Raw genomic sequence first — 26,574 nt, 5'->3', positions numbered from 1 at the left:
TTCATGGCTTACAATCAAAAACGGGTCGTCGATGCTCTGCGCGCCTTCGAACGCGGCGAAATTGTCGTCGTGATGGATGATGACGGACGCGAGAACGAGGGCGATCTGATCGTCGCGGCCGTGCATTGCACGCCGGAAAAGATGGCGTTCATCGTCCGCCACACCTCGGGCATCGTTTGTACGCCCATGCCCCGCGACCACGCGCGGCGTCTCAATCTCGCGCCGATGGTCGCCGAGAACGACGCACCGCATGCAACGGCGTTCACCGTGACGGTGGATTACAAGCATGGCACCACCACCGGCATTTCCGCCGATGATCGCACGCTCACCGTCCGCAATCTCGCCAACCCCAACGCGGGCGCGGCGGATTTTGTCCGGCCCGGACATATTTTCCCGCTTGTCGCGCGCGAAGGTGGCGTCCTCATGCGCTCCGGACATACCGAAGCTGCCGTGGACCTGTGCAAGCTTGCCGGGCTTCCGCCAGTCGGCGTCATCTGCGAACTCGTCAATGACGATGGCTCGGTGATGCGCGGCCCCCAGGTCGCGGCCTTTGCCGAGACGAACAATCTGCATCAGGTAACGGTGGCCGACCTCATCGCCTATCGCCAGCGCAAGGAAACCTTGATCGAGCGCATCGGCGAATATGATATCGACACCTGCGCCGGCAAGGCGAGGGCCATTACCTATGCCTTGCCATGGGAGCCGATGCACCACGCGGCTATCGTCTATGGCGATATTCGCGACGGCGAGGATGTGCCGGTACGCCTGCAGCGCGAGGACGTCTTGAGCGATGTATTCGGCGCGCGCAACACGCTCGACAGTATCATGAAGCGCATTGCCGAAGAAAAGCGCGGCGTCATCGTTTATCTGCGCGAAGGCTCCGTCGGCGTCGGCCGTGACGACGACCGCAATCGTGCCACCCTCCAGGACCGCGAGGCCCACGCCGAAGCGAAGGTCCGGGAGGAGGAATGGCGGCAGATCGGTCTTGGCGCGCAGATCCTTAAAGATCTTGGCATCACCTCGATCCGGCTTCTATCCTCGCGCGAGCGCCACTATGTCGGCCTCGAAGGCTTCGGCATCCAGATCACGAAGACGGACATCCTCTAACCTTCAAATTCTTGCGATTAGCCGGGCAAATTCGCAAGGAACGATCTTCCCATCTGCTATAGTCTCGCTGGTTAGCCTACCAGCGAGGAGACTGTTATGACCGCGCCCCATCCCTCCAAAACCCGCATCGGCAATCACGAGTTGCATCCTGAAACCCTGATGCTCAATTACGGTTATGATCCGGAATTGTCCGAAGGCGCGGTGAAGCCGCCAGTCTTTCTCACCTCGACCTTCGTGTTCAAATCGGCGGAGGAGGGGCGGGATTTCTTCGATTTCGTCTCGGGGCGGCGCGAGCCGCCGGAGGGCACCGGCGCCGGGCTCGTCTATTCGCGCTTCAACCATCCGAACAGCGAAATCGTCGAGGACAGGCTTGCCGTTTACGAGCGTACGGAAAGCTGTGCCCTGTTCTCGTCCGGCATGTCGGCCATCGCAACGACACTTCTCGCCTTCGTCCGTCCCGGCGATGCAATCCTTCATTCGCAGCCGCTTTACGGCGGCACGGAAACGCTGCTTGCGAAGACCTTCCTCAACATGGGCGTGGCGGCAGTCGGCTTTGCCGACGGTGTGAACGAGACAACCGTTCAAGCTGCCGCCGAGGACGCGATGAAGCGCGGGCGGGTCTCCGTGATTTTGATCGAAACGCCAGCCAATCCGACGAACAGCCTTGTTGACGTGGCGATGATCCGCCGGGTTGCCGACGCAATTGCCGAGACGCAAGGCCATCGGCCCGTGATCGCCTGCGACAACACATTGCTCGGCCCAGTGTTCCAGCGCCCCATCGAGCATGGCGCCGATATTTCGCTCTATTCCCTGACCAAATATGTCGGAGGCCATTCCGATCTGATCGCGGGCGCGGCCCTCGGCTCCAAGGCCGTTATGAAACAGGTCAAGGCACTGCGCGGCGCGATCGGCACCCAGCTCGATCCGCATTCCTGCTGGATGCTCGGCCGCTCGCTCGAAACGCTTGGGATCCGAATGGAGAAGGCCAATAGCAACGCGGCCATCATCGCCGACTTTTTGCGCGAGCACCCGAAGGTCGAGAAAATCCACTACCTGCCTTATCATGACCCGGCATCGCCGCTCGGCAAGACCTTCGCGGCGCAATGCACCGGCGCAGGCTCGACCTTCTCGTTCGATATTGTCGGCGATCAGCCTGCGGCGTTCAAGTTCCTGAATGCCTTGCAGATCTTGAAGCTTGCGGTGAGCCTCGGCGGCACGGAATCACTTGCGAGCCACCCGGCGACGATGACGCATTCGGGCGTGCCCTTCGATGTGCGCCAGCGTATCGGCGTTCTTGATTCGACTATCCGCCTGTCGATCGGCATCGAGCATCCGGACGATCTGGTCGCAGATCTTGCGCAGGCCTTGAGCGAAGCCTAGCGCGCGGTTGCACCCTGCAACTCGACCGGGAAGGGCGTTGGCTCGAAGTAGCTTTCAAGTTTGAGCGCCGCGATCGAGTTCAGTTGCTGCTTGCGGAAGAAATCAAGGAGGCCTTCCTGGTCGCGGGCGAGAAGCAGGGGATAATATTTGGGCACGCAATCCTGTTTGCCACTGGCCAAGCCCGCCTCAAGGATCGATGCCGCCTTGTCGAGATCGCCTTTGACGATGGCGATAACAGCCAAGCAGTTGAGGTTTGCGAAAAAGTACCGCGAATTTTCCGGGTCATTCGAGCGGTGTGCAACGAAATCGTCGATCGTGCTGATGGCGCGCAACTCAGGCAGCGCCTCGAACTCGATCATATCGCGCAGAAGCTGCAGAGATACCGGGTCGCGCGTATCCCAAAGCCGTCCTGGTATGTAGAGCATTCGCCCACCGCTCAGCGACCAACCGCCAAAGTTCAAAAACGACAGGTTCACGGCTGTATCGGCAGCAAACGTGAACGGGTCACTCCGACGATCTATGCACACGAAACGCAGGACATGTCGCACCGGCTTGATGATCAGCTTGCGATTGACGAGCGCGAGGTCACTATGGCGCTCCAACAGGGGCGCCACCAAATTCTTGACTTCAGCGATGGTGGTCATGTGTTCACGCGCAATTGTCGGGATATTATGAGACGGTCGTTCGCTACGCCAGGTCAATTCGACTTTCGTACCAACCTGTCCACTTTCGCCTTGAACAAGCTGCTCCGACCGGTGCAAATTCGCTCTGCAACTGATCGGTCATGCTCATGCCCTTTTGGCAGGGCAGAAAGTTTTCATGGTTACTCGCCTTTATACGCATCCGATCTATCTCGAACACCTGACGCTCCCGGGCCACCCCGAGCGGCCGGACCGTCTGCGTGCGCTCGCCAAGGTGCTGGAGGATAGCGCTTTTGACGGTCTGGACCGTGCCGAAGCGCCGATGGGCGATGAGGCGACGATCCTTTATGCGCATCCGCAGGAATTTATCGAGCGCGTCCGCGGCACGATACCGGATGAGGGGCTGACGCGCGTCGATGCCGATACGACAGTCAGCCCGAAAAGCTGGGAGGCGGCCTTGACCGCGATCGGCGCGGCCAACGCCGCCGTCGACGACGTGTTTGCGAACCGGGCGGACAATGTCTTCGTTGCCTCGCGCCCGCCCGGCCATCACGCAGAGCGCAACAAGGCCATGGGTTTTTGCCTTTTTAACAATGCCGCGATTGCCGCACGGCATGCGCAAAAGGCCCACGGCCTCGAACGGGTCGCGATTGTCGATTGGGACGTCCACCACGGCAACGGCACCCAGGATATTTTCTGGGACGATCCCTCGGTGCTCTATTGTTCGACGCACCAGATGCCGCTCTATCCCGGCACCGGTGCGAAATCCGAAACCGGCGCCGGCAATATCGTCAACGCGCCGCTTGCACCGATGACCGGCAGCGACCACTTCCGCGAAGCGTTCACCACGCGGATTCTGCCCGCGCTCGATAATTTCAAGCCCGAACTCATCATCATTTCGGCGGGCTTCGACGCGCATCGCCGCGATCCGCTCGCCGAAATCAACCTCGATGAAGATGATTTCGACTGGGCGACCGCAATGCTCATGGAAAGAGCTGGGAGCTTTGCGGGAAATCGCCTTGTCAGCCTTCTTGAAGGCGGCTACGACCTCAAGGGAATGTCGCTCTCCGCGGGCGCGCATATCAAACGCTTGATGGAAGGTTGACCATGGCCGAGGCCCCGAACAATACCGATATCGCTGCCATGAGCTTTGAACAGGCGCTCGATCAATTGGAAAAGATCGTCGATGACCTCGAGCGCGGTGATGTGCCACTCGAACAGTCGATTCGCATCTACGAGCGCGGCGAAGCGCTGAAGAAACATTGCGATGCCTTGCTGAAAGTAGCCGAAGACAAGGTTGAGAACATTCGCCTCGGCCGCGACGGACAGCCGGTCGGCACCGAGCCGCTTGATCCCGAGTAAGCAGCCGACGCTGTTCAACGCCGCGCCGGGACTCTATCGTTGGTATCAATTCGGGTCGTGGTGTGACCCAAGGAGTGCGCCTATGAGCTTTTTCCCTGGCAATGACCCCGAGCCCGGCGACAGGACGGCCGCCGACGCCATCGAAACGCTTATCATTCCTCGCACCAGCGATATAGGCAATCTTGAAGTGCGCCGCGCGCTGCCGACCGCCAAGCGCCGGCTCGTCGGCCCTTTCATCTTTTTCGACCGCATGGGCCCGGCAATTCTGCGTCCGAGCCAGGGGATCGACGTGCGCCCGCACCCCCATATTGGACTCTCGACAGTGACCTACCTTTTCGACGGCCAGATACGCCATCGCGACAGCCTCGGCACCGAAATGGTTATTCGTCCAGGCGACGTGAACCTGATGACGGCGGGGCGCGGCATCGTCCATTCGGAGCGGTCGCCGGAAGAATTGCGCAAGGAGCCGCTGCCGATTTCCGGCCTGCAGACCTGGCTCGCCTTGCCCGACCATCTCGAAGAGATCGACCCGGCCTTTGCCAATACCGGTGTTGCCGAGCTTCCTTCGATGAGCGAAAACGGTATCGACCTGCGCGTGGTCATGGGAACGTTCCACGGCGCCAAGTCAGCGGTAAAGCAGCACGCCGAAACGCTCTATGTCGATATTCGCCTTGCACCCGGAAAACGCATCCAGATACCGGGGACAGCGGCCGAAGAGCGGGCGATCTATACGCTGGAAGGCCCGGTCGAGGTCGCTGGCGAGACATTCCCGGCCGACCGCCTGCTGGCGTTTCGCAGCGGCGACGAAATCATCATCAGCGCACCGGAAGGCGCGCATTTCATGCTTTTTGGCGGCGCAGCTCTGCCCTCTCAGCGCTATATCTGGTGGAATTTCGTTTCGTCCTCCAAGGAACGTATCGAACAGGCCAAGGAAGAGTGGCGCAGCGGCCGCTTCGATATCGTCCCGGGCGACGAAGAAGAATTCATTCCCCTGCCGGAGGGGTAGGGCGAAGGCCCGGCTCCTTGCCGCACAGGTCGATTTACTCTAGGAACGCCTGACTTTTTAAACGGAGCCTCGCACCTTGGCCAAGATTTTTGACACACCGCTTCTCGACCGCGTCAAGATCCCCTCGGACCTGCGCGCGCTACCGGAGTCGGACCTGCCGCAACTCGCTTCTGAGCTGCGCACCGAGCTTATCGATGCGGTGTCGACGACCGGTGGTCATCTTGGCGCGGGCCTCGGCGTCGTCGAGCTCACCATTGCGCTTCACCATGTCTTCAACACGCCGCACGACCGTATCATCTGGGATGTCGGCCATCAGGCCTATCCGCACAAGATCCTGACCGGTCGGCGCGACCGCATCCGGACCTTGCGCCAGGAGGGCGGGCTTTCCGGTTTCACCAGGCGGAGCGAAAGCGAATACGATCCATTCGGCGCTGCCCATTCGTCCACCTCGATTTCCGCCGGGCTCGGCATGGCTGTCGCCAGCGAACTCGCCGGAACGAGGCGCAATGTCGTCTCCGTCATCGGCGATGGCGCCATGTCGGCGGGCATGGCCTACGAGGCGATGAACAATGCCGGCGCGCTCGATGCGCGGCTCGTGGTCATTCTCAACGACAACGACATGTCGATTGCGCCGCCGACCGGCGCAATGAGCGCCTATCTTGCGCGCCTCGTTTCCGGCCGGGCCTATCGCACGTTTCGCGAGACGGCAAAGCAATTGGCGAAGAAACTGCCGAAATTCCTGCAGGAGAAGGCGCGGCTCTCGGAAGAATATGCGCGCGGTTTCTGGACTGGCGGCACCATGTTCGAGGAGCTCGGCTTCTATTATGTCGGCCCGATCGATGGCCATAAGCTCGATCATCTGCTTCCGGTCCTGAAGAACGTGCGAGACACGATGGACGGTCCCGTCTTGATCCACGTCGTCACGCAAAAGGGCAAGGGCTATGCCCCTGCCGAGGCGGCAGCCGACAAATATCACGGCGTCAACAAGTTCGACGTGATCACCGGCGCGCAGGCAAAGCCGCCTGCAAACGCACCGAGTTATACGAAGGTCTTCGCTACCAGCCTTATCGAGGAAGCGCGCCATGACGACAGGATCGTCGCTGTTACGGCGGCGATGCCAGGCGGAACCGGCCTCGATCTCTTCGGGGAAGTATTTCCGCAGCGCACATTCGACGTCGGCATTGCCGAACAGCATGCCGTAACTTTCGCGGCCGGCATGGCGAGCGAAGGATATAAGCCCTTCGCCGCCATTTATTCGACTTTCCTGCAGCGCGGCTATGATCAGGTCGTCCATGACGTGTCGTTGCAGAACTTGCCCGTACGCTTTCCGATCGACCGCGCTGGACTTGTCGGCGCCGACGGCGCAACGCACGCCGGATCGTTCGACACCGGCTTTCTTGCCGCCTTGCCGGGTTTTGTTGTCATGGCCGCATCGGACGAGGCCGAGCTTCGCCATATGATCCGGACGGCCGCCGCTTACGATGAAGGTCCGATTTCCTTCCGCTACCCGCGCGGCGATGGCGTCGGCGTCGACCTGCCGGAGCGTGGGGCGATCCTCGAGATCGGCAAGGGCCGCATTGTCCGCGAGGGCGCCAAGGTCGCGCTGCTGTCGTTCGGAACGCGCTTGCAGGAGTGCCTCGTTGCCGCCGATGAACTCGACGCCGCCGGTCTTTCCACCACGGTCGCCGATGCACGGTTCGCCAAGCCGCTCGACGAGGACCTCATTCGCCGCCTCGCGCGTGATCACGAGGTTCTGGTCACCGTCGAGGAAGGCGCGGTCGGCGGCTTTGCCTCGCACGTGCTGCATTTCCTCAGTCGTGACGGGCTTCTCGACCATGGCCTGCGCGTCCGCGTGCTGACCCTGCCGGACGCCTACCAGGATCACGCCAAGCCCGAAGCGATGTATGCGCGCGCCGGGCTCGACAGCGCCGGCATTGTACAGGCCGTATTCAGTGCGCTCGGACGCGATCAACTGGTTGCGCCAGCACGCGCGTGACAATGCGGCTTGACCAGCTTCTGGTCGAACGAGACCTGTTTGCCAGCCGCTCGCGCGCCCGCGATGCGATCGTGCGTGGGACTGTCAAAGTGGATGGTGCCGTCGTCACCAAGCCGGGCGCGGTGATTGGCGCAGCCGCCATCATCCTCGTTGACGACCCCGCCAGCGCCTATGTTTCCCGCGCTGCCGTGAAGCTCATTGCCGGCCTCGACCATTTCGGCATTCCCGTTGCGGGGCGAGCCGCCCTCGATATCGGCGCTTCGACCGGCGGCTTCACGCAAGTGCTGATTGAACGCGGCGCGGCCCATGTCACAGCTGTCGACGTAGGGCACGGACAGTTGCATGTGCGGCTGCGCGGCGACCCGCGCATAACCAATCTTGAATCGCTCAATGCGCGGGAACTGACCCGAGACCATCTTGGCGGTCTGAAGGCCGATCTCGTCGTCTCCGACGTCAGTTTCATCTCGCTGAAACTTGCATTGCCGCCAGCCCTCGATCTGGCCGAACCCGGGTCGCACTGCGTCCTTCTCGTCAAGCCTCAATTCGAAGCCGGGCGCGAGGCCATCGGCAAGGGCGGAATTTTGCGCGACCCGAAGGATGGTGAACGGGTGGCGGATGATCTAATGAAATGGCTTGATGCAATGCCGGACTGGAACGCGCTCGGACTTTGTCCTTCGCCGATCGAAGGCGGCGACGGCAACCGCGAGTATCTTCTCGCCGGATTGAAAAGAAAAGTTTGATGAGCACACGCGTTACAATCGAGAAGATGGGAGCGGGCGGCGACGGCATTGCCTCGACAGAATCCGGGATCGCCTACGTTCCGTTCTCACTTCCGGGCGAGACCGCCAATATCGCGCTCGACAATGGCCGGGGCACGCTCATGGCTTTGCTCGAAGCTTCGCCGGAGCGCATCGCCTCGGCCTGCCGCCACTTCGAAGAATGCGGCGGCTGCGCGCTGCAACATTGGCAGGATGAACCCTATCGGGTGTGGAAGCGCTCGCTGGTTCAGGAAGCCCTCGCGGGAAGGGGGCTCGCTTTCGATCTTGAACCGCTGGTGCCCTGCATGCCGCAGACCCGCCGCCGGGTGGTGTTTGCGGCTCGCACGAGCGATCACGGTGCGGTGCTCGGCTTCAATCGCCATCTCAGCCATGATCTTATCGACATTTCGGAATGCCCGGTAACCCTGCCCGATATCGTGTCGCGCCTCGATGACCTGCGTGATCTCGTTGCGGTTATCGGTGGGGGGATGAAGCCGTTTCGACTGACCGTTACGGCGACGGCCTCGGGTCTCGACATCATGGTCTCGGGTTGCCAGGCCCCGGACGCTGCAAAGCGCCAGGCCTTGACGGCGCTGGTGCTGAAGAGGGGCTTTGCCCGCTTGACCTATGAAGGCGAAATCATCGTCGAACCGCGCCGGCCCATGGTTCAATTCGGCAGGGTGCCGGTATTTTTGCCAGCCGGCGGCTTCCTGCAGGCGACAGTCGATGCCGAAAACGCCATGGCAGCTCTGGTGACCGCCCATCTTGCCAAGGCCAAGAAGACGCTCGACCTTTTTGCGGGTGCCGGCACGTTCGCCTTGCGCATTGCCGAGAAATCCGCAGTGCATGCGGTGGAGGGAGATGCGGCGGCGGTGGCCGCGCTCGACCGCAGCGTGCGCCAGGTACAGGGACTGAAGCCGGTGACCGCCGAGCGCCGCGATCTCTTCCGCCGGCCGTTTCTTGCGCGTGAACTCGCGCCCTTCAACGGACTTGTTTTCGATCCCCCGCGTGCCGGCGCCGAAGCGCAATCGATCGAGATTGCCAAATCCACCGTGCCGAAAGTCGCGGCGGTGTCATGCAATCCCGTCACGCTGGCACGAGACTTGAGCATTCTCGTCAAGGGCGGCTACCGGATCGACCGCGTGATCCCGATCGATCAGTTTCTTTGGTCACCCCATGTCGAGGCCGTGGCGCTGTTGAGCAAGAAATAGAGGCTTGAATTTGAAGCACACCCTCTGTCCTGCCGGACAGAGGGATGAAACTTGCCTGTCTACACCTAGGCGATAAAGGCCGGTTAAACCGAGGTGCCGCCGACCGTCATCTGGTCCATGCGCAGATGCGGTTGGCCGACGCCGACGGGTACCGACTGCCCCGCCTTGCCGCACATACCCATCCCGGTATCAAGCTGCAGGTCATTGCCGATCATCGAGATGCGCTGCATTGCGTCCGGCCCGTTGCCGATCAGCATGGCGCCCTTGATCGGCGCACCGACCTTGCCGTTCTCGATCAGATAGGCCTCAGTGCAGCCGAAGACGAACTTGCCGGAGGTGATATCCACCTGACCGCCGCCGAACGAGACGGCGTAGATACCCTTCTTGACCGAAGCGATGATTTCCTCGGGCGTCTTGTCGCCGTCGAGCATATAGGTGTTGGTCATGCGCGGCATCGGCACATGCGCGTAGGATTCGCGTCGGCCATTGCCGGTCGGTTGCATCCCCATGAGACGGGCGTTCTGCCGGTCCTGCATGTAGCCGACGAGAATGCCGTCTTCGATCAGCACCGTCTTGTTGGTCGGCATGCCCTCGTCGTCGATGGTCAACGATCCGCGCCGTTCCGAAATGGTCCCGTCATCGACCACGGTGACGCCCTTCGAGGCGACCCGCTGTCCGAGCAGTCCGGCAAAGGCGGACGTCTTCTTGCGATTGAAATCGCCTTCAAGGCCATGGCCGACGGCCTCATGCAGCATGACGCCGGGCCAACCACTCGAAAGCACGATATCCATGGTGCCGGCGGGGGCGGGGATCGCTTCGAGATTAACGAGCGCCTGTCGCAGTGCTTCGTCCGCCGCGTGATGCCATTTGTCGGTCGCGATGAACTCCCCGAAACCCTTGCGGCCGCCGGTGCCGAACGAGCCGCTTTCCTGGCGGTCACCTTCACCGACGACGACACTGACGTTGAGGCGGACCATCGGGCGTATGTCGCGCACGAAATGGCCGTCGGCGCGCAGGATTTCGACCTGCTGCCATGATCCAGCGAGCGAGACCGAGACCTGGCGAACCTTGGGATCCTTGTCGCGAAGGTAGGCGTCGATCTCCTGCAGCAACTTGACTTTCGCCTCGAATGTCGGCGATCCGAGCGGATTTTCGTCGCTATAGAGGCTGCGATTGGTTCCGGGTGGGGCAGCGGTATAGGTGCCGGCATAACCGGTCCGGATGGCGGAAGCGGCATCGGCGGCGCGCTTCAGGGCACCAAGCGACAATTCGCCCGCGTGAGCATAGCCGACGCCTTCACCAGCAACGGCGCGCAGGCCAAAGCCCTGATCCTGATTGAAAGACCCGTTTTTCAGGCGGCCATTGTCGAAGACAAGGCCTTCCGATTCTCTGTACTCGAGAAACAGTTCGCCATCGTCGGCGCCGGCAAGGCTTTGCTTGACCGTTTCAAGGACTTTTTCACGGGGCACATCAAAACTGTCGATAAGGCTTTTCATAATAAAACGTCCGTTTCAAAATACATGAACGGCATGTAGGCCATTCATCGGCCCACGACAAGTACAGGACGCGCGCGTTTGTTGATATGAGCCGTCTATGGAAGGGCGTCGAAGCCTTCGCCAAACCCGTTGAGTTCGACGGGAATGCCGATGCCTTCCTCGGGCGTCTGGAATACAATGAAGGTTGCGGCCTTGCCGGTCTTCAATGTCTGGACCAGTTGGTCTTCGAGGATGACTTCCGCATAACAGCCATCTTCGAAGCAGCGCACGAAATAGGCGCGGCCGATGTCCTTGCCATCGACATTGAGGCCGAGCCCGTTGGGCAGGAGGACGCCAAGGGGCGCGAGCACCCGCAGGATTTTAGCCTTGTTGTCGGCAGTCTTCAGCACGACGACGGAGAGGCCCATTTCGGGCCGGTCGGCGGCGACGACATTCTGTATGAGAGCGCACTGTTCGGATTTGGCGCCTGCGGGCGTATCGCAAAGGATCGACCATGCTCCATGCGTGGATTTGACCGTACCGCTCTGCTGCGCTGCCATGGCAGTGCCCGCAAGGGCGGTCAGCGACAGGGTAAGCAGGCCGATGGCGATGCTGCGTAGCGGAAAAAACGACATATAGGCTCCAAAACGAATCATCCAGACGTTAAACCTACCCGTCGAAGATGAAAAGAATGCCGCACCAACACTCCCCAGCATAGAGCGGCCATCGAATGTGTCGTGTAATGCAATAATGGCCGGATTGTGAGCCCTTTTATGCGTTGGGCAGCAAAAACGCGGCGAATGCCAAAAAACATGCCCGTTCAAGCCGCCGTGTGCCTCCGCAATGGAAAGCTGCGCGCAAAAATGCCGCATGAGATCACGTTCGCCTTCCTTGCGATGTAAGCTAATGTGTGGTTTGAACGCGGCATATGACCGGGCCTTCCTGCGCCCGGTGTTATCGTATGGAATCAAAGCTTCATTCGGGAGATTTCTAGGTGAAGAAGAATTTTGTCACGCTGATGGGTGTCCTGGGTGGCCTGCTCGGTGCTGGAACAGCTGCTCATGCAGCAAAGCCCGAGCCCTGGCAGATGACGTTCCAACCCGCTGCTACCGGCATCATGGAGCAGATCGTCTGGTTCGAGCGCTATACGTTATGGTTTATCGTCCCGATTACGCTGTTCGTGATGGTGCTTCTGGCCTGGGTTATGATTCGCTATCGTGCGAGCGCCAATCCGGTTCCCTCGAAGACCAGCCACAACACTGCGGTGGAGATCGTGTGGACGGTTGGACCGGTCGTCATCCTGCTTTTCCTGGCAATTCCCTCCTTCCAGCTCCTGACAGCCCAATATTCCCCCGAAGAGCCCAAGCTGACGATCAAGGCGACCGGCTACCAGTGGTATTGGGGCTATGAGTATCAGGCCGGTGAAGCGCCGGTTTCGTTCGATTCGGTGCTTCTGAAGGATGCCGACCGCCCCACTCTCGGCAAGGAAGATCGCGAAGCTTTCCCATACCTCCTCGCCGTCGACAACGAGATGGTCGTGCCGGTCAATACCACGGTCCGCCTTCTCGTCACCGGCGCCGACGTGATCCATTCCTTCTCCATGCCAGCCTTCGGTGTGAAGATGGATGCCGTCACCGGCCGCAGCAACGAGACCTGGTTCAAGGCGGAAAAAGAAGGCCTCTACTACGGCCAATGCTCGCAGATCTGCGGCAAGGACCATGCCTACATGCCGATTGCGATCCATGTGGTCTCGCAGCAACAATACGATACGTGGTTCGCCGCTGCCGGAAAGGATCTTCCGGGCGCATACAAGGCGTTGACCGCGAAAATCGATGCAGACAAAAACGTGAACGTCGCCGGCAACTGAGCTGGCTGACGCGACTAGATTAGGAACGGGAGCACTTTGATGGCAGGTTCTGCAGCTCACGAAGCCCACGACGCTCACAAGCCGACAGGCTGGACGCGTTGGGTTTATTCGACCAACCACAAGGATATCGGTACGCTGTATCTGATCTTCGCGATCGTGGCCGGTCTCATTGGCGGTTCTCTTTCGATCGCCATGCGCGCCGAGCTGCAACAGCCCGGCATCCAGATTTTCCATGGCCTTGCGTCCATGGTCTATGGCTATGAAGGCGACGCCGCCATCGACGGCGCCAAGCAGATGTACAACGTCTTCTCGACGGCGCACGGCCTCATCATGATCTTCTTCATGGTCATGCCGGCGCTCATCGGCGGCTTTGCCAACTGGATGGTGCCGATCATGATCGGTGCGCCGGACATGGCGTTCCCGCGCATGAACAACATCTCGTTCTGGCTGCTCCCGCCAGCGCTCCTGCTCCTCATCCTGTCGATGTTCGTTCCGGGTCCTGCCGGCGGCTACGGCACCGGTGGCGGCTGGACGATCTATCCGCCCTATTCGACCACGGGACAGCCCGGGCCGGCGATGGATTTCGCGATCCTTTCGCTGCATATCGCCGGTGCGTCCTCGATCCTCGGTGCGATCAACTTCATCACCACGATCTTCAACATGCGCGCTCCGGGCATGACGTTGCACAAGATGCCGCTCTTTGCCTGGTCGGTGCTGATTACCGCCTTCCTGCTGCTTCTGGCGCTGCCGGTTCTGGCTGGCGGCATCACCATGCTTCTGACCGACCGCAATTTTGGCACGACCTTCTTCTCGCCTGAAGGCGGCGGCGATCCGCTGCTGTTCCAGCATCTCTTCTGGTTCTTCGGTCATCCGGAAGTTTACATCATGATCCTGCCGGCCTTCGGCATTATCAGCCACATTGTCTCGACCTTCTCGAAGAAGCCCATCTTCGGCTACCTCGGCATGGCCTACGCAATGGTTGCCATCGGTGTCGTCGGCTTCATCGTCTGGGCGCACCACATGTACACCGTCGGTCTCTCGCTCGAGACCCAGCGTTACTTCGTCTTCGCGACGATGGTCATCGCCGTGCCGACGGGCGTGAAGATCTTCTCGTGGATCGCAACGATGTGGGGCGGCTCGATCGAATTCAAGCCGCCGATGATCTGGGCGATCGGGTTCATCTTCCTCTTCACCATTGGCGGCGTGACGGGCGTCCAGCTCGCCAATGCCGGTCTCGACCGCGCCATGCACGACACCTACTACGTGATTGCACACTTCCACTACGTGCTTTCGCTCGGCGCCGTGTTCGGTATCTTCGCCGGCTGGTACTACTGGTTCCCGAAGATGACGGGCTACATGTACAACCACGCGATCGCCAACACGCACTTCTGGGTGATGTTCATCGGCGTCAACCTCGTGTTCTTCCCGCAGCACTTCCTCGGCCTTGCCGGCATGCCGCGCCGCTATATCGACTATCCGGTCGCCTTTGCCGGCTGGAACGAAGTATCGTCGATCGGTTCGTACATTTCCGGTGTTGCCGTGCTGATCTTCCTCTTCGGTGTCTTCGAGGCTTTTGCCAAGAAGCGTGAGGCAGGGGCAAACCCATGGGGCGTCGGTGCGACCACGCTGGAATGGCAGCTTTCTTCGCCGCCGCCGTTCCATCAGTGGGAACAGCTCCCGCGTATCAAGTAAGACAATGGCTGTCCGGACCATTCATGGTAGTGGTCCGGATGGCCCTGACGACAATCTATCGGACTGCAGCAAGAACGAACAAATGGCATTGGTTGAGAAAAACGCGAGCATGGATACGAGCATCGGCCTTTCGGAGGCCAGTGCGTCGGATTATGTCGTGCTGCTCAAGCCGCGGGTTATGTCGCTCGTGGTCTTCACCGCGCTTGTCGGCTTGCTGGCGGCGCCGGGACATATCAATCCGGTTCTTGCGGGCATAGCCATCCTTTGTATCGCCGTCGGGGCAGGCGCCTCGGGCGCACTTAACATGTGGTACGACTCCGATATCGATGCCGTGATGAAGCGCACGGCCAAGCGGCCGATTCCCGCCGGGCGTATCAGCCGCGAGGAAGTGCTGACCTTCGGCCTGTTGCTCTCGGCGTTTTCGGTCGTCACGCTCGGCCTTTTCGTCAATGTGCTTTCGGCATTCCTGCTGGCCTTTACGATATTCTTCTATGCGGTCGTCTATACGATGTGGCTGAAGCGTTCGACACCGCAGAACATCGTCATCGGCGGAGCCGCCGGTTCATTCCCGCCCATGATCGGCTGGGCTTGCGTTACCAATTCGGTGAGCATGGAAAGCATCGTGCTGTTCATGATCATCTTTCTGTGGACGCCGCCGCATTTCTGGGCGCTGTCGCTGTTCATGTCGGACGACTATGAAAAGGCGAAGATCCCGATGATGCCGAATGTGATGGGTCCGGCATCGACCAAGTTCCAGATTTTTCTCTATACGCTCCTCGTCGCGCCCGTTGCGGTTCTGCCATGGATCATGGGCTTCGCCGGCCCGGCCTACGGCCTTTTCGCCGCAGCCATGGGCGTCGCTTTCATCGTCTATGCCTGGCGGGTATGGCGGGCGCCGGTGGGCAAAGACATGATCAAGCCGGCAAAGAAGATGTTCGGCTTCTCCATCCTCTACCTCTTCGGAATCTACGCTGTCCTTCTCGGCGAAATTCTCGTGCGCAAAGCACTACTATTGGCAGGTGCCTGATATGAGCAATGATCGCGTGACCCTAACCGACAAGCAGAAGAAGGCGCAGCGCAGCCGTTCTATCGCACTTGCGCTGGCGCTCGCTGCTTTTGTCATCATCGTCTATGTCGGCACCTGGGCGAAGCTCGGCGCCAACATCCTGATCCGGCCGATGTAATGAGTGGTTCAATGTCTGAGGAAACCGTAAAGAGCGCAGATGCGCCAACCGGGCGGAAGCGGAAGGTTTCGGATCGTACGATTGCGATTTCCTGCCTCGCTTTCTTCTTCGGCATGGTTGGCATGGCTTTTGCGGCGGTTCCGCTCTACGCGATGTTCTGCCAGGTGACCGGCTATGGCGGGACGACGCAACGAGTCGAACAGATGTCCGACACGATTCTCGACAAGACAATCACGGTCCGCTTCGATGCGAACACCTCCGGCGCGCTGCCGTGGAAATTCGAGCCCGTGCAGCGCGAAGTCACGATGAAGATCGGTGAGACCTCGTTGATCAAGTACGAGGCAAAGAGTATCGCCGACAAACCGACAGCGGGACGTGCTGCCTTCAACGTTACGCCGCAGGCAGCCGGCGCCTATTTCAACAAGGTCGAGTGCTTCTGCTTCACCGATACGGTGCTCAAGCCTGGCGAAGACCTTGAAATGCCGGTCGTCTTCTTCGTCGATCCGGACATTGTCAACGCGCCCGAATTGAAGGGCGTCAATACCATCACCCTGTCCTACACGTTCTTCCCCATCGCAATGCCGGCCCCGCTTGCCGCCAATACCGATGTCAAGAAAGAGAACGGGTCAGGACAGCTTTGAACTTGCGCCGGCTCTGGCCGGTGTCTTACAGATGAACAGAAATTGCGGGGGTTAGAATGGCCGAAGCACACCAGAAACATCACGACTACCACATCATCGATCCAAGTCCGTGGCCGTTCCTCGGATCGGTCGGTGCCTTCGTCCTGGCCCTCGGCGGTATCGCATTCATGCGCTACCACGCTGGCGGTGAACTCGTGCTGTTCAGGGCCAACCTGACAAGCCCATGGATTTTCCTCATCGGTCTCGTGATCATCCTTTACACGATGTACGGCTGGTGGTCGGACACGATCAAGGAGAGCAAGCAGGGCCATCATACCCGCGTTGTGCAGCTGCACCTGCGCTACGGCATGATCATGTTCATCGCCTCGGAGGTGATGTTCTTCGTTGCCTGGTTCTGGGCCTTCTTCGACGCAAGCCTGTTCCCGGGCGAGGTCGAGCAGGTTGCCCGTACCGCCTTTACCGGTGGCATCTGGCCGCCCAAGGGCATCGAGGTGATCGATCCGCTCCATCTGCCGCTCTACAACACGATCATTCTGCTGCTTTCGGGAACGACCGTTACCTGGGCGCACCATGCCCTCATCCACAATGACCGCAAGGGCCTCATCACAGGCCTCACCCTGACAGTTCTGCTCGGCATGCTCTTCACCTTCGTGCAGGCTTACGAATATGTGCACGCACCGTTCGCCTTCAAGGATTCGATCTACGGCGCGACCTTCTTCATGGCGACCGGCTTCCATGGTTTCCACGTGATCATCGGCACCATCTTCCTGGCCGTCTGCCTGTTGCGCTCGATCCGCGGCGACTTCACCCCGCAGAAGCATTTCGGCTTCGAAGCCGCAGCCTGGTACTGGCACTTCGTTGACGTCGTCTGGCTGTTCCTCTTCTTCTCCATCTATGTATGGGCCGGTTGGGGCGCACCGATGGCCGTCGAATAAGCGGCATCTATCGAGACATGAAGGGGCGGGGCATGGCGACATGGCCCGCCCTTTTCTTTGGGATGTGCTTCAACTTGGCTGCTGGACAGATCAACGAAACGGCGCCACTAATCGCACGCGGCCTTAATCTCGACGCTTGTCCCGATCACAACGCCAACTGAAACAATCCTTCGAGCGCAGATTTCAATGAACGAAGACACAGCCCTTTACCCGCCCGTCGATCCCATTGCGGCCGGCATCAAGGCCAAATGCCCACGCTGCGGTCAGGGCAAATTGTTCGATGGATTTGTAAAGCCCGCGCCGCGATGCACCAATTGCGGTCTCGACTATTCGTTCATCGATACGGGCGAGGGGCCGGCCGTGCTGGTCATGCTGCTGATCGGCTTCATCGTGGTTGGTCTTGCCCTATGGATGGAGGTCAATATCGACCCGCCGCTCTGGGTCCATTTCATCCTATGGATACCGCTCGCACTCGTGCTTTGTCTCGCCACGCTTCGCTGGATGAAGGGCGTTCTCATCGCCCTCCAGTACAAGCACAAGGCCGCCGAGGGACGGCTCGACCGCCCGACCGCTCATGAGTAAGATATACGCAGCGGCCGACCGCCCAAGATTTCCCTGGATCACGCTTATCCTAGGCGCAGTGCTCTTCGCAATTCTCGTGGCGCTCGGCACATGGCAGGTCGAACGGCTCTACTGGAAGGAAGGTCTCCTTGCGGAGATCGAAGCACGCACGCATGCCGCACCAGTTCCGCTCGCCGATATCGAAAAGATCTGGAACGAAGGTCAGGATGTGGATTACCGCACCGTCAAGGTTGCCGGACGGCTGCTGAACGACAAGGAGCGGCATTTCTTCGCGACCTACGAGGGTTATTCCGGCTTTTACGTTTATACGCCGCTGCTGCTTGATGACGGCCGCGCGGTTTTCGTCAATCGCGGCTTCGTGCCCTACGACCGGAAGGAACCGGCGACGCGCCCAGCGGGCGAGGTCGAGGGCCAGGTGACGATTACCGGCCTTGCCCGCAACCCGCTTGATGCCAAGCCGTCCTCGCTTGTTCCAGACAATGACCTGTCCGCCAATATCTACTACTGGAAAGACCTGACGACGATGGCCTCGCAATCGGGGATCGACAAGGGAAAGCTTGTGCCCTTCTTCATCGACGCCGACAAGACGCCCAACCCGGGTGGTGCGCCGGTCGGCGGGGTCACGATCATCGATCTTCCCAACAGCCACTTGCAATATGCCGTCACCTGGTATGGCCTTGCGGCAACCCTGGTCGTAATTTTGGCAATCTCGCTGCGGCGACGCTATAAACTCCCAGCGGAAAAGAAGACGGCCGTCGACGGAGCATCGTCTTCCGACTTGACTTCCCGCTGATTGCCGCCCAAGTCCAAGTAGCATTTCAACCGGTTCCGCGAGACGATAAAGATGCCTGAGAAGAGACCGCTGACAATCCGCCTTTGCGGACCGCGCGGATTTTGCGCCGGGGTGGACAGGGCGATCCAGATCGTGGTTCTGGCTCTGAAAAAATACGGCGCGCCGGTCTATGTGCGCCACGAAATCGTGCACAACCGCTATGTGGTCGAGGGCCTGCAGGCCCGGGGCGCTGTATTCGTCGAGGAACTCGACGAAATCCCCGCAGAACATCGCGACCAGCCCGTGGTGTTTTCCGCCCACGGCGTGCCCAAATCTGTTCCCGCCGATGCGCAGAACAAGAACCTCTTCTATCTTGACGCCACCTGTCCACTGGTCTCCAAGGTGCACAAGCAGGCCATGCGGCATCAGCGCCTCGGCAGGCACGTGATCCTGGTCGGTCATTCCGGCCATCCGGAGGTTATCGGAACGATGGGCCAATTGCCGGAAGGCGCCGTTACGCTGATCGAAACGATCGAGGACGCCGAGGCCTACATGCCCGTCGATCCGGACAATCTCGGCTTCGTGACGCAGACCACGCTTTCGGTGGACGATACCGCCGGAATTATTGCTACCCTGCAGCAGCGTTTTCCAGCCTTGATGGCACCGGCGGCCGAATCCATCTGCTATGCAACCACCAACCGCCAGGACGCGGTGAAGGCGGCGGCTCCGGGATGCGACCTCTTCCTCGTTGTCGGCGCGCCGAATTCATCCAATTCGAAGCGGCTCGTCGAAGTCGCGGAACGTTCGGGCGCAAGCCACTCGATGCTGGTGCAGCGCGCCTCGGACATCGAGTGGGATCAAGTCGGCGACATATCCGTGGTCGGACTTTCCGCCGGCGCCTCGGCTCCGGAGATCATCGTCGACGAAATCATTCAATTCTTTTCGGAACGCTACACCGTGTCCATCGAACTTGCTGAAACGACCATCGAGACCGAAAACTTCCACGTCATGCGCGACCTGCGTGACGTGGAACTGACAAGCCTCGATATGGCCTTCGTCAACGGAAGCCGCTGATCATGGCCGTCTACACCGACATCAACGAAATCGACCTGGCGCGTTTCCTCAAGGACTACGAAATTGGCGAGCTGCTCTCCTATAAGGGCATTGCCGAAGGCGTCGAGAATTCGAACTATCTCCTGCACACAAGTGCAGGCTCGTTCATTCTGACGCTTTACGAGAAGCGGGTGAACAGCAACGACCTGCCGTTCTTTCTCGGTCTCATGCGCCATCTCGCGGGCAAGGGGATCAGTTGTCCATTGCCGGTGAACCAGAAATCCGGTTCAAGCATTGGCGAGCTTGCCGGTCGCCCCGCCGCGATCGTTACCTTCCTTGAAGGCATGTGGATGCGCCGCCCGACGGTGCAGCATTGCTTCGCGCTTGGCGAGGCGCTGGCGCGGATGCACATTGCGGGCGAGGATTTCCCCATGCGACGGAAGAACGCGCTTTCGGTTGAAGGCTGGCGGCCGCTGTGGGAGAATTCTAGGGCAGGCGCGGATGGAGTGGAACCCGGCCTTGCCAGCGAAACCGAAGCCGATCTTGCGTTCTTCGAGGCGAACTGGCCATCGCACCTTCCGCATGGCGTCATCCACGCCGATCTTTTTCCGGATAATGTCTTTTTCCTCGGCAACAAGCTTTCCGGCCTCATCGACTTCTATTTCGCCTGCACCGACCTTCTCGCCTACGACGTCGCGGTGTGTCTCAATGCTTGGTGCTTCGAGAAGGACAATGCCTTCAACCTCACCAAGGGTACTGCGCTCCTGCGCGGCTATAATTCCATCCGGCCGCTTTCGGCCGACGAGGCGGCAAACCTGCCGATCCTTGCGCGTGGCTCGGCCCTCCGCTTCATGCTGACCCGCCTCTATGACTGGCTGAACACGCCTGAAGGCAGCCTCGTCGTCAAGAAGGACCCGATGGAGTATCTGCGCCGCATGCGGTTTCATCGCCAGATCAAGTCTGCCCAGGAATACGGGCTGGTCCTCGAAGGACAACGCGCATGAAGGATATCGAAGCGTTCACCGACGGCGCTTGTTCAGGCAATCCTGGCCCGGGTGGCTGGGGCGCTGTCCTGCGTTGGAACGGCAACGAAAAAGAACTCTCCGGCGGCGAGGGCGACACAACCAACAACCGCATGGAACTCATGGCGGCAATTGCGGCCCTGAGCGCGCTGAAGGAGCCTTGCAACGTCGATCTCTATACGGACTCCGTCTATGTACGCGATGGTATTTCAGGCTGGATCGAAGGCTGGAAGCGCAATGGCTGGAAGACGGCGGCCAAGAAGCCGGTAAAGAATGCCGAGCTTTGGCAGCAGCTAGATGAGGCGCGCAAGCGACACAAAGTCGTGTGGCATTGGGTGAAGGGGCACGCCGGCCACCCGGAAAACGAGCGCGCCGATGAACTTGCGCGCGCGGGCATGGCTCCGTTTAAGCGCAAGCCGGTGGTTCAAGGAGGCGAGGGCCGGTAAAGCCCTCGCAGCCGTAAAGATCAGAGCTGCCCGAGCAGGGTTGCAGCGCTCGATGTAACGGCCTGTCCCGGCGCTTCCTCGATGTTGAGTTCCTTGACGACGCCGTCCTCGACGAGCATGGAATAGCGCTTCGAGCGCACGCCCATATTGCCGGCGGCAAGATCGATATCGAGGCCGACGGCCTTGGTGAAGGTCGCATTTCCATCCGAAAGATACTGGATCTTGCCTTCGCCGTTGGTCGCTTTGGCCCAGGCACCCATGACGTGCGGATCGTTCACGGCGACGACGACGATGCTATCGACGCCCTTCGCGAGAATGGCGTCGCGGTTTTCGAGATAACCGGGGAGGTGGTTCATGCTGCATGTGGGCGTGAACGCACCTGGAACGGCAAAGAGAACGACCTTCTTGCCCTTGAACAGGCTGTCGGAGCGTACTTCGCTGACGCCCTCATCGGTCTTGGTCTTGAATGTGGCATCGGGCAAACGTTCGCCTACCTTGATAGTCATGAATCGCTCCTCTTGAGATTACGCAAAGGCCTATCGCAGATAGGGTGCGGCTGGTGAAAAGTCGAGCTATTCCTTGAAGGGAATTGTTCCGGATACCGACTTGTCGCCCTGCACCAGCGTATAGTACAGGAGGCCAGGCTTTGCCTGTGCCCCGGAAACGAGCGGCACGGCAAAGACGGCGGTTTGGCCGTCGCGGCTCTTCAATTTCGACATGCCGAAATTGGCCCCGCCTTCCGCGGCCACGAAGAGGTCAATCTCTTCGCTGCCCGCCGCAAGATCAGCCGTGAAATCAAGATGGTCATTGTCGCGCGTGACGGCGCGAACGCCGATTTCCGCCGATGCTGGTGCCGGCAATTGATCAAATGCGGTCGATATCTGCGCCTTGGTCAGCGCGTCGCTCGGCGTTCCGTCGATGGCAATATCGAACTCGGCAGTGACGGGAATGCAGATTGTCTCGCATATGCCGAGGAAGGCGTGCCCCTTGAGATGGGCCGGTTTGGCGGGGTCTTCCAGCGTCAGCGTGAACGGGAGTGACACGGGCTTCTTGTACCCGGCCCACTGCGTGCCTCCATCCGCGAAGCGGTGCGGCGTCGGGAAGGCAAGCGCATAGGCTTTGATGTTGCTGCTCGCCGTGAGATCGAGTTCCGGGGGTACGCCTGCGTCACCCGGTTCCTTCCAATAGGTCTTCCAGCCCGGATCGAGATTGATCTGGATGGCGCCGCGGACCTCCGGGGTCCCGTCCGCAGGATTGTCGACGATGACGCGGACCTTGCCGCCCGGCGTGCTGGTCCAGTCTGAACTGGCAGCGGCTGCCGGAAAAGCGAAGAGCAATGAGGCAATGAGGCAAAGGAATTTCGTTTTCATGGCGGCGACAATTACAATGCTTTTCGTTGCGATCAAGGAGATGAGGGGATTTGCCCATCATATCTGTGTGACGAAGTCGTGTTCAGCCAAACTTTTCTCCCGGTAACCGCTGTCGTTTACAATTCGTTACCATTGGGCGTTGTCATTTATAGAATCCTTGGTACCCTTATTCTTATGGGAAACTTGAGAGACGCGACCAACGAAGCCGGTTTTCTAAATGGACAATTCCTTCTCGCCATGCCGGGGATGGAAGACAGCCGTTTCGCGCGCTCGGTTATCTACATCTGCGCCCATTCGGAAAATGGCGCGATGGGTCTCATCATCAATCGCGCCCAGGAAATGGAATTTGCGGAAATTTTGGTGCAGCTTGGCGTGCTCGATGAGCAGCAAGTCATCATGATGCCGGACAGGACGCGCGATTTCCTCGTCCGCAATGGCGGCCCCGTCGAAGTGCGGCGCGGCTTCGTCCTCCATTCCGACGACTATCTGACAGATTCCACCATGCCCGTTGCCGAGGAACTCTGCCTGACGGGAACGGTCGACATCCTGCGTGCCATCTCAGGCGGACGTGGTCCGCGCAAAGCATTGATGACCTTGGGTTATTCGGGATGGGCCTCCGGCCAGCTCGAAAACGAGATCGCCAATAATGGCTGGCTTACTTGCCAGGCGCCGCACGATCTGCTCTTCGATCCCAATATTGACAGCACCTATGATCGACTGCTCGCCTATATGGGTATCGATCCGTCGCGCCTCGCCACGGTCGCTGGCCACGCCTAAATTAACCTACCGGTTTTGACCTGTCGTTCGGTCGCGCTGCAACGCGATACAGCAAGGGATTCAACCCTGCATTTCTTGTTGGGAATCCAAATCCGAGCAATCAATGAAAGCGAGAGCCAAGTAGCAGCATCAAGCCAGCTGGTGCATCGGGACGATGGGCCTCCCGACCGTGGCAACGGCCTTGCTCTCAAACTCGGAGAATAGGCATGTGGTTTTTACCACTGACTATTACCTTTGAAATCAAAAGAACCCGGACTGGCTGGCAAGTCACGCTCCGGGTTCGATTGATTACCCAGGTAAAGGTGGGGCGGGCGAAAGCTCGCCCCACGCTCCAGTTACGAATAATAGCAGTCTCTTCGCCAATTCCAAGCCCGCTTTTAGTCTTACGATGCAGCCTTCGACTGCTGGAACTGTTCGCGCAGAAGCTTGGTGGCGACGTCGAGCGTCAAGGGCGGGCTGAACATGAAGCTCTGCGCATATTCGCAGCCCATCTGGCGCAGTTGCAGCGCATCGCTCTCATTTTCGATGCCTTCCGAAACGACGGCAAGACCGAGGTCATGCGCCATGCTGATCATCGAGCGCAGCAGCGTCACTTTTTGCGGCTGATCAGCCTTGAGGAACGATCGGTCGATCTTGATCATATCGAACGGGAAGGACGTGAGATAGGAAAGCGAAGAATAGCCCGTGCCGAAATCGTCGAGCGATACGCCAACGCCCATTGCCTTGATGCTGGAAAGCACATAGCCGGAGCGCTCCGGATTTTCCATCATAAGAGATTCTGTGAGCTCAAGCTTCAGGCTGCTCGGCTCGATCTGCGTCTGCAGCAAGACCGAGCGGACATCATCGATGAGATCCTGGCGGATCAACTGGCTGCTCGAAATGTTGACCGAGACGAAGAGCGGTGTCGCACCCAGGGTGCGGCGCCAATTGACGAGATCTTCGGCGGCTTTTTGCATCGCAAAGAGGCCGAGCTGGACGATGAGGCCGGAACTCTCGGCGACGGGAATGAACTCTGACGGCGGGATCGATCCGCGGCGCGGATGATCCCAGCGCATGAGCGCTTCAAAGCCGGCGATGCTGTTGTCATCGAGGCGCACGATCGGCTGATAGGCCATATGAATTTCACGTCGTTCGAGCGCGCGCCGCAGGTCCGATTCAAGCTGAAGGCGATCGCTTCCGACCGCGCGGAAGGCCGGGCGGAAGGGCTCGATGCGGTCGCCGCCGAAGCGTTTCGCCTGGTACATGGCCAGCTCGGCATCCTTCACCAGATCCTCCGGCGAGGCGGCGCTGCCGCTCGTCCAGGTAATCAGGCCGAGCGATGCGGTAAGAACAATCTCGCGCTTGGCAAAGGCGATGGGCGCGCGAATCGCCTGCTTCACCGCATCGGCGAATGCGGCAATTTTGGCGGGCTCGCTTTCGGATACGAGGATCAGGCCGAACTGGTCGGCCGAGAGGCGGCTCAGCGTATCCTGCGGGCGCAGCAGGCGGTGCAGGCGGCGCGATATGGTCAGCAGGAAGGTGTCGCCGGCGGACAGGCCGAGGCCGTCATTGACCTGCTTGAAGCGGTCGATGTCGATGATGAACACAGTCGGGCGAATTTTGCTTTCCGTTTGCGCCATGGTGATCACCGAGCCGAGCCGATCCAGGAAAAGTTCGCGGTTGGGAAGACCGGTCAGATTATCGTGGACGGCATCGTGGAGTAGCCGCTCCTCCGCCTTCTTCTGTTCGGTAACGTCAATCAGGGTGCCGACGCAGCGGACGATCTCACCATCCGAACCGATGACCGGGCGCGCCTTCAAGGAATACCAATAATAATGACCGTCATTGGCTCGCAGGCGGAAGGTCTGGGAGATGCGGCCGCGACGGTTCTCAAGAATGACGTCGAGCGTGGTCCGGAAACGGTCGCGGTCGTCGGAGTGCAGCATCGGCAGCCAGTTGCGCACGGCCCCGTGCAAGGAACTTGCCGATGCTCCGAGGAAATTGGTGAGGTCAGGCGTCGTGACAACGCGGTCGCGCGGCACATCCCAATCCCAGACGATATCGCCCGAACCGATGATGGCGAGCGCCTGTCGCTCGACATCGGAGAAGAGCCCCTGCTGCAACGCGCCTCCGGAAAAAGCGTGCTGCATGACCGTAAAGCCGATCAGGAGAACGATGAGGACAAGGCCGCCTGCGAGGGCGGGCTGGATGATGTCGTTGGCAAGAATGCCGGCAACGGTAAGCCAGCTGCCCATCAGCCAGACCAGGAGCAGGATCCACGTCGGGATCAGCATGATTGCCCGGTCATAGCTGCGGAACGAGAAGAATCCGATCAGGATCGTACCGGCTATGATGGTCAGCGCGAAGGAAAAGCGGGCGATGCCGGCAGCAATCGGCGGGTCGAAGATTGCGACACCGGAGACGATGCCGAGACCGAGAATCCAGGTCAGTGCGCCATAGCTGAAATTATCGTGCCAGCGATTGAGGTTGAGATACGTGAAAAGGAAAATCACGAGCGTCGCGGCCAGCGCCACTTCGGTGCCCGCCCGCCACATTTGTTCGTTGCCGGGCGCGATTTCGATGAGCTTGCTCCAGAAGCCGAAATCGACGCAGATATAGGCAAGAACGGCCCAGGCGAGTGCTGCCGTCGCCGGGAATAGCGAGGTACCCTTGACGACGAAAAGGATCGTCAGAAACAGCGCGAGCAAGCCGGCAATGCCAAGCAGAATGCCGCGATAAAGCGTATAGGAATTGACCGTATCCTTATAGGCATTCGGCTCCCACACATAGACCTGTGGCAGGTTGGGAGAAGCAAGTTCCGCGACAAGGGTTATGACCGAACCCGGGTTGAGCGTGATCAGGAAAATATCCGCGTCGTCGCTCGCCTGCCGGTCGAGGGCGAAGCCTTCGCTGGGGGTAATCGACGTGATGCGCGTGGAACCGAGGTCGGGCCAGATGAAGCGCGATCCAACAAGACGGAAATGCGGCACGACGATCAGACGGTCGATCTGCTCGTCGGTCGGATTGGCGAGCGAGAATGCCGCCCAGTCGCCGGTCGAACGCTTGTCGTTTGCCTGCACCTCGATACGCCGAACGATGCCGTCCGTACCGGGGGCCGTTGAGATCTGGAACGTCTCGCCCTGGTTGCGATAGACCTCGACGGCCTTCGACAGGTCGAGCGCCGTGCTTTCCTTGGTGATCTTGATGGTTTCGAAGGCATTGGCGGCGGTATGGGCCGCGAGCAGCATGAATATGAGGACCAGAGCCCGCGATAAGCCTTTCAGCATCTGTCGTCCCAACAAAGCCACCGATACATCT

At 59.9% G+C, this 26,574-nt stretch carries 26 protein-coding genes; 20 read left to right on the top strand and 6 right to left on the bottom strand.

From position 1 onward, the window contains the following. The first annotated feature begins 3 nt into the window (after window positions 1-3). Both ribB and GF108_RS11050 read left to right on the top strand, forming a co-directional pair. A complete protein-coding gene (gene ribB / locus GF108_RS11055; protein WP_027230086.1) occupies window positions 4-1,107 on the top strand; it encodes a 3,4-dihydroxy-2-butanone-4-phosphate synthase in 1,104 nt (367 codons plus the stop codon). A gap of 96 nt (window positions 1,108-1,203) precedes the next feature. After that, the gene (locus tag GF108_RS11050; RefSeq protein WP_153667979.1) at window positions 1,204-2,487 is read left to right on the top strand and encodes a cystathionine gamma-synthase family protein; all 1,284 of its coding nucleotides are present in this window, start codon (window positions 1,204-1,206) and stop codon (window positions 2,485-2,487) included. Here the strand turns inward: GF108_RS11050 and GF108_RS11045 are convergent. After that, window positions 2,484-3,131, bottom strand: a complete 648-nt coding sequence (locus GF108_RS11045; RefSeq protein WP_153667978.1) for a hypothetical protein — start codon at window positions 3,129-3,131, stop codon at window positions 2,484-2,486. The two genes, GF108_RS11050 and GF108_RS11045, sit on opposite strands and share 4 nt — an antisense overlap. A 175-nt stretch (window positions 3,132-3,306) precedes the next feature. On the opposite strand from GF108_RS11045, the gene GF108_RS11040 reads away from it, so the two are divergent. From GF108_RS11040 to GF108_RS11015, 6 genes are all read left to right on the top strand, one after another. Further along, entirely contained in the window at window positions 3,307-4,233 is a 927-nt protein-coding gene (locus GF108_RS11040; protein WP_153667977.1) for a histone deacetylase family protein, read from the top strand. 2 nt (window positions 4,234-4,235) lie between these two features. Continuing rightward, window positions 4,236-4,490, top strand: coding sequence for an exodeoxyribonuclease VII small subunit (locus GF108_RS11035; RefSeq protein ID WP_153667976.1), 255 nt, complete (start codon window positions 4,236-4,238; stop codon window positions 4,488-4,490). 82 nt (window positions 4,491-4,572) lie between these two features. Continuing rightward, window positions 4,573-5,496, top strand: a complete 924-nt coding sequence (locus tag GF108_RS11030) for a pirin family protein (RefSeq protein ID WP_153667975.1) — start codon at window positions 4,573-4,575, stop codon at window positions 5,494-5,496. A gap of 85 nt (window positions 5,497-5,581) precedes the next feature. Continuing rightward, window positions 5,582-7,492, top strand: a complete 1,911-nt coding sequence (gene dxs / locus GF108_RS11025; RefSeq protein ID WP_370462155.1) for a 1-deoxy-D-xylulose-5-phosphate synthase — start codon at window positions 5,582-5,584, stop codon at window positions 7,490-7,492. Between the two features lie 2 nt (window positions 7,493-7,494). Then, entirely contained in the window at window positions 7,495-8,232 is a 738-nt protein-coding gene (locus GF108_RS11020; RefSeq protein ID WP_153667973.1) for a TlyA family RNA methyltransferase, read from the top strand. Then, window positions 8,232-9,461: a class I SAM-dependent RNA methyltransferase gene (locus tag GF108_RS11015; RefSeq protein ID WP_153667972.1), complete on the top strand. Its 1,230-nt coding sequence runs from the start codon at window positions 8,232-8,234 to the stop codon at window positions 9,459-9,461. The genes GF108_RS11020 and GF108_RS11015 overlap by 1 nt, the downstream gene beginning before the upstream one ends. 83 nt (window positions 9,462-9,544) lie before the next feature. On the opposite strand, the gene tldD is transcribed toward GF108_RS11015, so the two are convergent. Together tldD and GF108_RS11005 are read right to left on the bottom strand one after the other, a co-directional pair. After that, entirely contained in the window at window positions 9,545-10,957 is a 1,413-nt protein-coding gene (gene tldD, locus GF108_RS11010; protein ID WP_153667971.1) for a metalloprotease TldD, read from the bottom strand. Window positions 10,958-11,052: 95 nt separating this feature from the next. After that, a complete protein-coding gene (locus tag GF108_RS11005; protein WP_027230076.1) occupies window positions 11,053-11,571 on the bottom strand; it encodes an invasion associated locus B family protein in 519 nt (172 codons plus the stop codon). A gap of 383 nt (window positions 11,572-11,954) precedes the next feature. On the opposite strand from GF108_RS11005, the gene coxB reads away from it, so the two are divergent. From coxB to rnhA, 11 genes are all read left to right on the top strand, one after another. Further along, window positions 11,955-12,803, top strand: a complete 849-nt coding sequence (gene coxB / locus GF108_RS11000) for a cytochrome c oxidase subunit II (RefSeq protein ID WP_036813808.1) — start codon at window positions 11,955-11,957, stop codon at window positions 12,801-12,803. A gap of 39 nt (window positions 12,804-12,842) precedes the next feature. Next, window positions 12,843-14,495 carry a cytochrome c oxidase subunit I gene (ctaD, locus tag GF108_RS10995; RefSeq protein ID WP_027230075.1) on the top strand — a complete coding sequence of 551 codons (1,653 nt, stop codon included), beginning with the start codon at window positions 12,843-12,845 and terminating at the stop codon, window positions 14,493-14,495. 82 nt (window positions 14,496-14,577) lie between these two features. After that, a complete protein-coding gene (locus tag GF108_RS10990; protein ID WP_153667970.1) occupies window positions 14,578-15,522 on the top strand; it encodes a heme o synthase in 945 nt (314 codons plus the stop codon). A 1-nt stretch (window position 15,523) separates the two neighbouring features. Next, the gene (locus GF108_RS22195) at window positions 15,524-15,679 is read left to right on the top strand and encodes a hypothetical protein (protein ID WP_027230073.1); all 156 of its coding nucleotides are present in this window, start codon (window positions 15,524-15,526) and stop codon (window positions 15,677-15,679) included. Between the two features lie 11 nt (window positions 15,680-15,690). After that, a complete protein-coding gene (locus GF108_RS10985; RefSeq protein ID WP_228018977.1) occupies window positions 15,691-16,320 on the top strand; it encodes a cytochrome c oxidase assembly protein in 630 nt (209 codons plus the stop codon). 56 nt (window positions 16,321-16,376) lie between these two features. Then, a complete protein-coding gene (locus GF108_RS10980; RefSeq protein ID WP_027230071.1) occupies window positions 16,377-17,255 on the top strand; it encodes a cytochrome c oxidase subunit 3 in 879 nt (292 codons plus the stop codon). A 186-nt stretch (window positions 17,256-17,441) separates the two neighbouring features. Continuing rightward, complete coding sequence (locus GF108_RS10975; RefSeq protein WP_153667969.1) at window positions 17,442-17,837, top strand: DUF983 domain-containing protein; 396 nt, start codon at window positions 17,442-17,444, stop codon at window positions 17,835-17,837. Further along, window positions 17,830-18,630: an SURF1 family protein gene (locus GF108_RS10970; RefSeq protein WP_153667968.1), complete on the top strand. Its 801-nt coding sequence runs from the start codon at window positions 17,830-17,832 to the stop codon at window positions 18,628-18,630. The genes GF108_RS10975 and GF108_RS10970 overlap by 8 nt, the downstream gene beginning before the upstream one ends. 51 nt (window positions 18,631-18,681) lie before the next feature. Next, complete coding sequence (gene ispH, locus GF108_RS10965) at window positions 18,682-19,683, top strand: 4-hydroxy-3-methylbut-2-enyl diphosphate reductase (protein WP_091919432.1); 1,002 nt, start codon at window positions 18,682-18,684, stop codon at window positions 19,681-19,683. A 2-nt stretch (window positions 19,684-19,685) separates the two neighbouring features. Next, window positions 19,686-20,666 carry a homoserine kinase gene (locus GF108_RS10960; RefSeq protein WP_153667967.1) on the top strand — a complete coding sequence of 327 codons (981 nt, stop codon included), beginning with the start codon at window positions 19,686-19,688 and terminating at the stop codon, window positions 20,664-20,666. Then, complete coding sequence (gene rnhA, locus GF108_RS10955; protein ID WP_153667966.1) at window positions 20,663-21,130, top strand: ribonuclease HI; 468 nt, start codon at window positions 20,663-20,665, stop codon at window positions 21,128-21,130. The genes GF108_RS10960 and rnhA overlap by 4 nt, the downstream gene beginning before the upstream one ends. 20 nt (window positions 21,131-21,150) lie before the next feature. Here rnhA and GF108_RS10950 read toward each other — a convergent pair whose 3' ends face one another. Both GF108_RS10950 and GF108_RS10945 read right to left on the bottom strand, forming a co-directional pair. Next, window positions 21,151-21,636 carry a peroxiredoxin gene (locus tag GF108_RS10950; protein WP_027230066.1) on the bottom strand — a complete coding sequence of 162 codons (486 nt, stop codon included), beginning with the start codon at window positions 21,634-21,636 and terminating at the stop codon, window positions 21,151-21,153. Window positions 21,637-21,702: 66 nt separating this feature from the next. Continuing rightward, window positions 21,703-22,500 (bottom strand): protein-disulfide reductase DsbD domain-containing protein, encoded by a 798-nt coding sequence (locus tag GF108_RS10945; protein WP_153667965.1) that lies wholly within the window; start codon window positions 22,498-22,500, stop codon window positions 21,703-21,705. Between the two features lie 174 nt (window positions 22,501-22,674). Between GF108_RS10945 and GF108_RS10940 the strand changes: the two genes are divergently transcribed. Next, a complete protein-coding gene (locus GF108_RS10940; protein ID WP_027230064.1) occupies window positions 22,675-23,277 on the top strand; it encodes a YqgE/AlgH family protein in 603 nt (200 codons plus the stop codon). 383 nt (window positions 23,278-23,660) lie between these two features. On the opposite strand, the gene GF108_RS10935 is transcribed toward GF108_RS10940, so the two are convergent. Further along, window positions 23,661-26,543, bottom strand: a complete 2,883-nt coding sequence (locus GF108_RS10935) for an EAL domain-containing protein (RefSeq protein WP_153667964.1) — start codon at window positions 26,541-26,543, stop codon at window positions 23,661-23,663. Window positions 26,544-26,574: the final 31 nt, after the last annotated feature.

It is taken from the genome of Phyllobacterium sp. SYP-B3895 (assembly GCF_009647635.1).
Classification (GTDB): Bacteria; Pseudomonadota; Alphaproteobacteria; order Rhizobiales; family Rhizobiaceae; genus Phyllobacterium; species Phyllobacterium pellucidum.
This window is presented reverse-complemented; position numbering and strand designations above follow the sequence as displayed.

Bases quoted from the DNA above. Each gene is read 5' to 3' on its own strand.
- ribB (WP_027230086.1), top strand. From the start codon at position 4: ATGGCTTACAATCAAAAACGGGTCGTCGATGCTCTGCGCGCCTTCGAA.
- GF108_RS11050 (WP_153667979.1), top strand. From the start codon at position 1,204: ATGACCGCGCCCCATCCCTCCAAAACCCGCATCGGCAATCACGAGTTG.
- GF108_RS11045 (WP_153667978.1), bottom strand. From the start codon at position 3,131: ATGACCACCATCGCTGAAGTCAAGAATTTGGTGGCGCCCCTGTTGGAG.
- GF108_RS11040 (WP_153667977.1), top strand. From the start codon at position 3,307: ATGGTTACTCGCCTTTATACGCATCCGATCTATCTCGAACACCTGACG.
- GF108_RS11035 (WP_153667976.1), top strand. From the start codon at position 4,236: ATGGCCGAGGCCCCGAACAATACCGATATCGCTGCCATGAGCTTTGAA.
- GF108_RS11030 (WP_153667975.1), top strand. From the start codon at position 4,573: ATGAGCTTTTTCCCTGGCAATGACCCCGAGCCCGGCGACAGGACGGCC.
- GF108_RS11020 (WP_153667973.1), top strand. From the start codon at position 7,495: ATGCGGCTTGACCAGCTTCTGGTCGAACGAGACCTGTTTGCCAGCCGC.
- GF108_RS11015 (WP_153667972.1), top strand. From the start codon at position 8,232: ATGAGCACACGCGTTACAATCGAGAAGATGGGAGCGGGCGGCGACGGC.
- tldD (WP_153667971.1), bottom strand. From the start codon at position 10,957: ATGAAAAGCCTTATCGACAGTTTTGATGTGCCCCGTGAAAAAGTCCTT.
- GF108_RS11005 (WP_027230076.1), bottom strand. From the start codon at position 11,571: ATGTCGTTTTTTCCGCTACGCAGCATCGCCATCGGCCTGCTTACCCTG.
- coxB (WP_036813808.1), top strand. From the start codon at position 11,955: ATGGGTGTCCTGGGTGGCCTGCTCGGTGCTGGAACAGCTGCTCATGCA.
- ctaD (WP_027230075.1), top strand. From the start codon at position 12,843: ATGGCAGGTTCTGCAGCTCACGAAGCCCACGACGCTCACAAGCCGACA.
- GF108_RS10990 (WP_153667970.1), top strand. From the start codon at position 14,578: ATGGCATTGGTTGAGAAAAACGCGAGCATGGATACGAGCATCGGCCTT.
- GF108_RS22195 (WP_027230073.1), top strand. From the start codon at position 15,524: ATGAGCAATGATCGCGTGACCCTAACCGACAAGCAGAAGAAGGCGCAG.
- GF108_RS10985 (WP_228018977.1), top strand. From the start codon at position 15,691: ATGTCTGAGGAAACCGTAAAGAGCGCAGATGCGCCAACCGGGCGGAAG.
- GF108_RS10980 (WP_027230071.1), top strand. From the start codon at position 16,377: ATGGCCGAAGCACACCAGAAACATCACGACTACCACATCATCGATCCA.
- GF108_RS10975 (WP_153667969.1), top strand. From the start codon at position 17,442: ATGAACGAAGACACAGCCCTTTACCCGCCCGTCGATCCCATTGCGGCC.
- GF108_RS10970 (WP_153667968.1), top strand. From the start codon at position 17,830: ATGAGTAAGATATACGCAGCGGCCGACCGCCCAAGATTTCCCTGGATC.
- ispH (WP_091919432.1), top strand. From the start codon at position 18,682: ATGCCTGAGAAGAGACCGCTGACAATCCGCCTTTGCGGACCGCGCGGA.
- GF108_RS10960 (WP_153667967.1), top strand. From the start codon at position 19,686: ATGGCCGTCTACACCGACATCAACGAAATCGACCTGGCGCGTTTCCTC.
- rnhA (WP_153667966.1), top strand. From the start codon at position 20,663: ATGAAGGATATCGAAGCGTTCACCGACGGCGCTTGTTCAGGCAATCCT.
- GF108_RS10950 (WP_027230066.1), bottom strand. From the start codon at position 21,636: ATGACTATCAAGGTAGGCGAACGTTTGCCCGATGCCACATTCAAGACC.
- GF108_RS10945 (WP_153667965.1), bottom strand. From the start codon at position 22,500: ATGAAAACGAAATTCCTTTGCCTCATTGCCTCATTGCTCTTCGCTTTT.
- GF108_RS10940 (WP_027230064.1), top strand. From the start codon at position 22,675: ATGGGAAACTTGAGAGACGCGACCAACGAAGCCGGTTTTCTAAATGGA.
- GF108_RS10935 (WP_153667964.1), bottom strand. From the start codon at position 26,543: ATGCTGAAAGGCTTATCGCGGGCTCTGGTCCTCATATTCATGCTGCTC.